Genomic DNA, 8,752 nt, shown 5'->3' with positions numbered 1-8,752 from the left:
CCGAGGAGCGGCGACCCGGCACCACGCCTACTGGGCGTTTACCTCTTCGACCTGCGTGTAGCGGGTCGCCATCTGGTCGAAATCCGCCGACAGCTTGAGCAGCCCGTCGATGATCGCCTTGAATCCACCCTGCACGTTCTCCAGGCCCGGAACGTAGACGTCCGCCCACTGCTTGCCGATCTCATCGCCGCTACCGCCCCAGGGCTCGCCGAGGGTGAGGACGTTGTTGTTGAACGTCTGGACCGCCGCCCGCAGCGTGCCGGCCGGGACCTGCAACTCCCGGGCGATGAGTTCCAACGCTTCGGCGTCGATGGTGATCGTGTAGGCCATACCGTGGCTACGTACGCCAGGCCACGCCGGTTCAGCCCAGTCGCTGGTGCGTGCACCCCACCTGCACCTGGGCGGCGGCGTGCCGGGCTCCGGGTGCGCCAGTGCCCTGGTTGAGCAACCGGACGGCGATCTGCCCCCGCTCCAGCTGGTACGCCCCGGCCCGGACCCAACTCCCCCGGTTGGCGGTCTGGTCGATGGTGAACGTGCCGACCACCGTGGCGTCGGTCCGGCTGCGGAGCACCTGGTAGGCGGTCGGTTTTCCGGCCGCGTCCACCTCGCGTTGGGCATTGGGCACGTACACCCAGACCTCGCAGCTGCCCGTCGCCGACGTGCCGGTGCTGAACCACCACAGCACCTGGATGTCCGTATCGGACCGGTCAGCCTGACCGGACATCGGGACCGACCAGAACAGACTCCGAGAGCAGCCCGGGCCGGTCCAGCCCCCGGCCATGGCGACCAGGGGCGAGCTGGCCGGATAGCGGGCGACCGAGCCGGCGGTCGCCGTCTCGGCGCATCCGGCACCCGCTACCGCGGTGAACCCATAGGACCGAGAAGCCGTCGTACGCGGGGTTGGAGCCCCGGTGTGGCCCGGCGTGGCCGGCTCGTCGGGCGGCAGGATGGCCGCCGGGGTCTGCGTCGCCGCCACACCGGGGGTCAGCGTCAGCCAGTCCGGCGGGGGCATCGGTGGCTCGGTCCCGGTGTCGGCTGCCGGGGTCTGGCCCGGTGCTGTCCGCCCTGCCTCACCCGATGGTGACGACGTGCCCTGCCCCATGACGACCAGCAGCACGACGACCAGCACGATCGTCATGGTCAGTACGAGGATCGCCCCACCCGCGAAACTGTTGCGGGGCCGTGGCTGCGGCTCCACTGTCATGTCTCCTCGTTGGGCTGCCCGACCGGGTCGGCCTCCGCTGGCGGCGTGGCTGGACCCCGGGCGGGACGGGCTGCGGGTTCCGGACCGGCCTCAGCGTCCGATGAGGTCACCACGACCGGCACGGGCACCACCACGGGTACCTCCACCGGGACCGGCGGTGATGGTGCCGGCTCGGGCCGGTGGGCAGACGCCTCGACCGGCCTCGGCACGGATTCGGCCCGTCCAGGTGCTGGTTCGGCCGCCCGCTTCGTGAGTTCAACTGCCGGCTGCGTGGGTTCAGCCGCCCGCTGGGTGGGCAACTCGTCCCAGGCCGGTGCCCGCCGAATCTGGTCGACGTAGTGCAGCAGCCGGCCCACCTCGTCCACGGCGGCCCGGCCACGGCGGCTGCTGGCCGACGACCGGGTTTCGGTCGGCGAGGTGTGCTCGGCCGGGTCGACCACGGTCTGCCCGGAATGGTCGGTCGCCTGTGCCGCTCCTGGGCCCACCAGTCGGCCGCCGCCAGTCAGCACCAGCAGGGATACCCCCTGCAGGATCCGCCGGAGCCCCTTGACCAGCGCCTCGGCCAGCGCCTCGCCGGCCGCGGCGGGCACGGCCAACCGCAGCCGGGACTGTGCCTCCGGTGGGAGGCGACGCAACAGGCGGTCGATGGCGCGCCACGGCGGTTGTGCCTGGTCCTCGTCACCGACCCCGATCACCACCGTGCAGTGCTCTGCCAGCAGCGGAAGCTGGCGCACCGTGCTCGCCCCCTCGGTCCGGTTCATCTCCCGAATCCACAGCCCCGCCTCAATGATCTCCACCAGCCAACGCTCGTTCAGCATCAACTGGGCCGAGCCGGCGGGCAGCAACTGCTCGGCGGGCGCGGTCCAGGAAAGCACCCGCCCGCCACCGTGTGGCCGCCACGCGATCTCGCGAGCGAACGGCGTCCAGGTGGGCATCCCGTCCGCCCCGATCGCCGCCACCTGCTGTCCCCGCCCGGAGAGCCGGATCGGCAGACCGGTGCGGACCCGCAGGGTGCGGTTGGCCGCAACGGACGCCACCGCACCGAGTTCACCATCGGCTACCGGCGTATCTCCGTACGGCGTGACGACGATCCGCTCCAACAGCGAAGCCGGCATCACCTCGATCATCCGACGCAGGTCGGTGGCACGTAGCGGTGCGTCACCAGGGCGGGAGACCAGCATCGTGACGCTCTCCGACTGGATCGGAATGGCGTACGCCAGGTCAGCCGGCTCCACCGGCCCGGCCCGCCCTCGGGACCGGCGGACCCACAGCCCGGCCGGAATCTGCTCGACGGTCACCTCGGGGATGCCCGGTTCGGGCAGGTCGGCCAGGTCCCGTTCCCACTCCGGGGTGGGAAACCGCCGGCCGGCGACCAACGGGGTACGGCCGGGCCGGTACCGCCACCACTGACCGTCCGTCCGCGCAGCGCCGGTGGGCAGGACATACAGCGCCCCACCGGGTACGGCGATCAGTTCCCCGTCCGGCGCGACCACGTCGGCTTCGAGTAGTTCGCAGAGGGCCTGTGCGGGAATCCGGCCGGACGGGTCTGCGGTCGCCGCGCACGGGGCCACCAGCCGGACCGACTCGTAGCGCACCGGCACCCACCGGCACAGTCTGGGCACGAGGTCCGGGTGGTACGCCAGGTCCGCGTCCGGCATGACGACGCTGATCCGGCCGGCCTCGGCCGGCAGCGCCCGGGCCACCGCAGCCGTGGCAGGGTGGACCCCGCCCACCGAGACGAGCAACACGTCGCCGACCTCGTCCACCCGCAGTCGCTGCGGTCCAGTGGAACGCTGGTGCTGCACCGTCGTCACGGTCACCTCCGATCCCCGGCCCGATCCGGCTGTCACGACAGGTCCCCGACCACCGTCACTGCAGGTCCTCGGGCAACAAGAGGGTAAGTTCCACAGTGGTCGGTGCGGACATGCCCATGGTGCGACCTGCCTGCCTGGTGACCATACGATCGAGCACCTGTCGGGCGTACCGACCGTTGCCGAAGTCCCGGCCCCGCTCGACGCTGCCGAAGTGTCGGGCCAGGGTGGCCAGGGTGGCGGGTGGGCAGGTGTAGCCGGCCGCCTCCGCGTGTTGGTTGAAGATCACCACCAACTCGTCCGGGGTGTAGTTCTCGAACTCCAACGGCCGGGCGAACCGGGAGGCGAGGCCCGGGTTCGCCGCGAGGAAGCCGGTCATCTCCGACCGGTAGCCGGCGGCGATGACCACCACCTCCTCCCGGTGGTCCTCCATCAGCTTCACCAGGGTGTCGATGGCCTCCGCGCCGAAGTCGTTGCCCCCGGTCCCCCGGCTCAGGCTGTACGCCTCGTCGATGAAGAGCACGCCGCCCCGGGCCCGGTCGAAGGCGTCCTTCGTCCTGCGGGCGGTCTGTCCGACGTACTCGGCCACCAGGTCGCCCCGGGACACCTCGACGAGCTGCCCCGACGACAACACCCCGAGCGCGGCCAGCACCTGCCCGAAGAGACGGGCGACCGTGGTCTTCCCGGTCCCCGGTGGACCCGAAAAGATCAGGTGACGGGACAGGGTCGGCACCGGCAGCCCTGCCTGGCGTCGCCGTTCCGCGGTGCCGATGAGATTGATCAGATCGGTGACTTCCCGCTTCACCGAGGCCAGGCCGACCATGCCGGTGAGCTGTTCGAGCAGGGCCGGCAGCTCCTCGCGGGTGGCACCCGCCGCCGTGCCGATACCGGGCCCGGCGACCGGACCGAGATCCTCGGGTACGAGCCGGCTGAGCTCCTGCGGCGACATGTTGCCCTCGGCCGCCAGCCGTTGGGCCTGCCGGTCCACCATCTCCTCGAAGACCTTCCGGGCGGTACGCGCGTTGCCGAAGGTCTCGTCGCGGTGGATCCGGCCGAAGTAGCCCTCCAGCGCGGCCCGGGTGCCGTACTCCAGCGTGTACTGGTGCAGCCGGCAGAAGTTCTCCACGATGGTGACCAGCTCGTCCGGGGTGTAGCTGGCGAAGTCGACGGTGCGGGTGAACCGGGAGGCGAGGCCGGGGTTGGTCTGGAGGAACTGACGCATCTCGTGGGAGTAGCCGGCCGCGATCACCACCACGTCGTCCCGATGGTCCTCCATCAGCTTCACGATGGTGTCGATCGCCTCCCGACCGAAGTCCGCGCCGGACCCACCGCTGTCGGCGGCGAGCGTGTACGCCTCGTCGATGAAGAGCACGCCGCCGAGGGCCTCGGTGAACTTCTCGGTGGTCTTGATGGCGGTGGCACCGACGTACTGGGCCACCAGGTCCTGGCGGGCCACCTCCACCACGTGCCCCTTCGGCAGGGTGCCGAGCGAGGCGAGGATCTTGCCGTACAGACGGGCGATGCTGGTCTTGCCCGTACCGGGCGGCCCGGCAAAGATCAGGTGGCGGCTCATCGGCGGACTGGGTAGTCCGACGGCGGCCCGTTTGCGCGCCAACTGTTGCAGGTTGACCAGGGTGGCTACCTCCCGCTTGACCGAGGCCAAGCCCACGAACTCCTGCAACTCGGCCAGCAGATCCTCAGTGGAGGGCAGGTCGACGGGCACCGCGCGGGTCCGGGTCCGCCCAGAACTGCCGGGCCGGCCGCCCACGGTGGCCTGTACGCCGTACGAGTCGGCCTCGCCGTTGTCCGCGCTGGTCACCTTCTCGACGGTGAGCCGGGGACCCGGAGTGCTCTGCCGGAGCCCGGCCCCCTCGTTGCCGGAGAGGGTGCAGTCACGTACGACGATCGGCTGGTCGCTGTCGACGCAGATGCCGTCCCCCTCGTTGCCGGTGACCTCGCAGTCGGTGATCTCACCGCGCGCCCCGGCGGCGAGCCGCACGCCGTCTCCGCCACAGTCCCGCACGGTCGACTCGGTCAGCGTCGCCTCGCCGCCGTCCTCGACCGCCACCCCGCCGGTACGCGCCTGGACGATCTCGCAGCCGCGAAGTACGCAGCGGCCCTGGGCACCGACGAGCACCCCGACGTCGTCGCTGCCGCTGAAGCGGGACTCGGTGATCTCCGGGCTACCGCCGTCGAGGCTGCGTACCGAGGCGAACCGGGTGTCGGTGACCTCCGCGCCCTGGATCCGGCCCCGGCCGTTCTCCGCCACCACGATCCCGTGGCCGTGGCAGCCGGTGACGACGAGTTTGCGCAGTAGCGGATTGGCGCCGGTGGCGATCCGTACCCCGTGCTGGCGGGAGCGCAGGATTTCGACGCCGTCGAAGGTGCCCGCCGCCGAATCGCTGATCAACAGTGCCGCGTCCGCGCAGTCCCGTAGCCGCAGTCCGGTGAAGGTCGGGTCGCTGTGCCCACCGACCCAGGCACCGGAGGCGGAGACGTCGCTGACCTCGCACTCCTCGAACGTGCCCCGGGACCGGCCGACGATGCGGATGGCGTGGCCCCGGGTACGACTCACCCGGGCCCGTACCACCGACGGATCGGCACCGTCGGCGACGAGCAGACCGACCCCGGCGGTCTCGGTGATCTCGCAGTCCTCCACCGTCGCCCGGCCGTTGCCGGTGAGGTAGATACCGACGTCGGAGGTGTCCCGCACCGTGACCCCGCTGACCCGGGTGGTGGCCCCCTTCTCCAGCACCAGGGCGGGACCACCGATGCGGAAGATCTCGCACCGCTGCACGAGCCCCTTCGCACCCTCGGTGCTGCAGATCCCGTTCCCCTGGGCCTCGTTGATGACGCAGTCCCGCAGCGCCAGGTCCGCGCCGTTGCGCAGCACCACCCCCGAGGTGCCGATCCGCTCGATCCGGCACCGCTCCACCGAGCCGGCGGCATCGTCGGTCGCCACGATGCCGGCCCCGACCGAATTGGTGATCCCGCAGTCGGTCATCACGATCGCCGCCCCGGAGCGGACGAACACCGCGGCCGGGGCCTCGGCCTGTACGTCACAGCCGTCGAGCCGGAGCCGCCCCACGCCGACGTCGATCGAGGCCCGCTTGTCGTCCCGATGCTTCAGCACCAGCCCGGCCAGGGTCGCGGTCTCGGTGTGCATGAACACCGCGTGCCCGTCCGTCGGGGCGACGAGGACACTGCCCCGACCATCCCGCGCGGTGATGGTGACCGGGGTGGACAGGTGCAGCGTCTCGGCGTACTCCCCGGGCAGAACGTCGATGATGGCACCGCTCTCCGCCTTCGCCAGGGCGTCGGAGATCCTGCGGTAGCAGCCGGGCACCGTGGCCGAGACGGTGTACACCCGACGCGAGGTCATCGGTCCGCTCCCGGCTCCGGACGCCGTGCGAAGGCGTCCTCGTGGCCGTCCGGTCGTTCGGTGCGGTCCAGGTCGACGCCGTCGAGCAGGTCGGTCGGTGGTCGTTGCAGCATGTCCAGGAAGGGCTGCGGTACGGCCAGCGCGTCGGAGAACGCCCGTCCCCAGTCGACCTGCCCGTCGACGAGGTCGTGCAGGTCGGCACCATCGACGCCAACACTGCCCACCTGCTCGGCCAGTCGGACGCGGGCGTCCCGGCGGGCCTCCTGGATGGTGGTCACGATGAGGTTCGCCAACTCGGTCGCCGACATCGACCGGTAGCTTTGGTTGAGGAACTTGAGTTCGGTGATCTCACCGTGCGCGTCGACGACGACGGAGAGTTGCCGCTTCGGCGCGGTCGCCGAACCGGTGACGGCGGTCAGCCCCTGCTGCATCCGGGTCATGCTCTCCCGCTGCCGCTCCAGCTCGGCCAGCATCTCGTTGATGGCCGCCTCGAATCCCGACGCCATGCCGCTCAGTCCTCCCACTCGTCGTCATAGGCGGGGCGTCCCAGCGCCGAGTTCGCGCCGCGATCATCGCGCCAGGCATCGTCGTCCTCAGCCACCGACGTCCAACGCTGTGCCCTGCTGCTCCCGATGGGCGCACCGACGCCGGCACCGTACGGCATCGCCGGGGAACCGGCCCACGCCGGGTTGCCGCCGTACGTGACACCGTCCACTGCCGCCGCGCGGGGAGAGCTCGCCACCGCCGCGCTGAGGCTGGTGAGCACGGTCGGCGGGTCATCGTAGTCAGGGGCGTACGTGACGGTCTGGCCACCGAGGTTGGCGGAGGTGAGGCTGGTGACCGGTGTCTGGGTCTGCGTCGTCTGTGGGGTGACCGGAAGGTTCGGGCTGCCGAGGGCTTGGATGCCCCGCTCCACCGGCACGGTGATTCCGCCGAGCACCGCGATGTCGGGCTTGCCGTCGCCGTTGACGTCGACCCCGGCCATTCCGTCCGGAGTGGAGACCATGGGGGCGAAGTCGAGAATCTCCCCCTGCATCCCGATGTCGGGTTTCCCATCCCCGTCGACGTCGACTCCCCGCACGCCATCGACCTCGATGATCTTCGCATCGGGCAGCGGCTTACGGTCCATTCCGAGGTCCGGAATGCCGTCCCCGTCGACGTCGACGCCACGTACTCCGTCATAGGTCACGATCGGCGCGTCCGGCAGGATCTGCCCGCTGATGCCCACATCGGGTTCTCCGTCGCCGTTCACGTCGATACCGATCGTGCCATCCGGACCCTGGACGATCGGGGCGTGCGGCAGGATCTCGCCGTCCACCCCGATGTCCGGACGCCCGTCGCCGTCGACGTCGACGCCCTTCACGCCACCGAGCTCGACGAGTTTGACGTCGGGCAACGGCTTGCCGTCGAGGCCAAGGTCCGGTACCCCATCGCCGTCGACGTCTATGCCGGTCACGTTGCCGTTGCGGTCCTTGGTGCGGGGCGCGTTGGGTAGCGCGCGATTGGTGTCGCTGAGCCGACCCGGGACACCGGTGCCAGGCCCGCCACCACTGCCGTCGCCACCGGTACCTTCGCTGCCCTCGGTGCCTTCTCCACCGCTGTCCTCGCTGCCCTCTCCACCGGTGCCCTCACCACCACCGGGCCCGCTGCTATTGCCCTCGCCACTACCGTCACCGGCCGGGTCCTCGGTCCCGTCCTCCGTTCCGTCCTTCGTTCCGGACCCTCCGCCCTCTTCGTCCTTCTCGTCTTCGGATCCCGTGCCCTGATCGTCCTTGTTCTCTTCGTCTTCGTCGTCGTCGTTCGATCCGCTGCCGTTCTCGTTGCCGTTGGTGCTGGTCGACCGCACCTCCTGCGGACTGATCGGAACGGGCTTCAGACTTGAGATGACGGTCTCGTACCTACCCCCCAGGGTCTCCAGAATCTGCTGCGCCGACCGGTCGAACCTCGTGGTGTTCGGCGTGCGATTGGCTGCGAGCTCCGCTTCCACATACCGGTCACGATCCAGCTTGAGCTGATCGATCTTGCGCTTGGCGTCCAGCCACGCCTCTTTTCCGTCATCCAGAGCAGCCGCATAGCCCTTCATCGGCTCCCGTACGGCCACGACGAAGCTGGCCACCTCCCGCAGGACAGGAGTGAACGCTTCCGCCGCCGGCCCGGTCCAGAAGGTCGGAACGCCCTTCAGCTCGTCGATGAGGCCGTCCTTCGCCTTTTCGAGAGCGGAATACATCCTGGCGAAGTAGTCACCTCCCTCCGTGAACGGCGCTTCGGATCCCCGACCTATCGCCGACAGCACCCGGTTCAGGGTCCAGTCGTCGTACTTTCCCGCCATCGGGCGCCTCCCCTTCAGACCGACCA

The 8,752-nt window shown here is 70.3% G+C and carries 6 protein-coding genes; all 6 read right to left on the bottom strand.

Annotated elements, in window-relative coordinates; all coding sequences use genetic code 11:
- Positions 1-27: 27 nt before the first annotated feature.
- The 6 genes from ACWDV4_RS19700 to ACWDV4_RS19675 are packed head-to-tail and all read right to left on the bottom strand — an operon-like array spanning position 28 to position 8,726.
- Positions 28-330, bottom strand: coding sequence for a WXG100 family type VII secretion target (locus ACWDV4_RS19700; RefSeq protein ID WP_449980847.1), 303 nt, complete (start codon positions 328-330; stop codon positions 28-30).
- Positions 331-361: 31 nt separating this feature from the next.
- On the bottom strand, positions 362-1,198 hold the full coding sequence (locus ACWDV4_RS19695; RefSeq protein WP_449980846.1) for a hypothetical protein: 837 nt from the start codon (positions 1,196-1,198) through the stop codon (positions 362-364).
- 2 nt (positions 1,199-1,200) lie between these two features.
- Positions 1,201-3,018, bottom strand: a complete 1,818-nt coding sequence (locus tag ACWDV4_RS19690) for a hypothetical protein (protein WP_449980844.1) — start codon at positions 3,016-3,018, stop codon at positions 1,201-1,203.
- Between the two features lie 55 nt (positions 3,019-3,073).
- On the bottom strand, positions 3,074-6,397 hold the full coding sequence (locus ACWDV4_RS19685) for a right-handed parallel beta-helix repeat-containing protein (protein WP_449980842.1): 3,324 nt from the start codon (positions 6,395-6,397) through the stop codon (positions 3,074-3,076).
- The gene (locus tag ACWDV4_RS19680) at positions 6,394-6,903 is read right to left on the bottom strand and encodes a YbaB/EbfC family nucleoid-associated protein (RefSeq protein WP_449980840.1); all 510 of its coding nucleotides are present in this window, start codon (positions 6,901-6,903) and stop codon (positions 6,394-6,396) included. Before ACWDV4_RS19680 ends, ACWDV4_RS19685 begins: the two co-directional genes overlap by 4 nt.
- A 5-nt stretch (positions 6,904-6,908) precedes the next feature.
- Complete coding sequence (locus ACWDV4_RS19675; RefSeq protein ID WP_449980838.1) at positions 6,909-8,726, bottom strand: hypothetical protein; 1,818 nt, start codon at positions 8,724-8,726, stop codon at positions 6,909-6,911.
- Positions 8,727-8,752: the final 26 nt, after the last annotated feature.

The sequence above is a fragment of the Micromonospora sp. NPDC003197 genome (assembly GCF_053590565.1).
The sequence above is the reverse complement of the archived record's forward strand: the minus strand, read 5'-3'. Positions and strand labels throughout refer to the sequence as shown.

Coding starts and splice junctions, on each gene's coding strand:
- ACWDV4_RS19700 (WP_449980847.1), bottom strand. CDS start 330: ATGGCCTACACGATCACCATCGACGCCGAAGCGTTGGAACTCATCGCC.
- ACWDV4_RS19685 (WP_449980842.1), bottom strand. CDS start 6,397: ATGACCTCGCGTCGGGTGTACACCGTCTCGGCCACGGTGCCCGGCTGC.
- ACWDV4_RS19675 (WP_449980838.1), bottom strand. CDS start 8,726: ATGGCGGGAAAGTACGACGACTGGACCCTGAACCGGGTGCTGTCGGCG.
- ACWDV4_RS19680 (WP_449980840.1), bottom strand. CDS start 6,903: ATGGCGTCGGGATTCGAGGCGGCCATCAACGAGATGCTGGCCGAGCTG.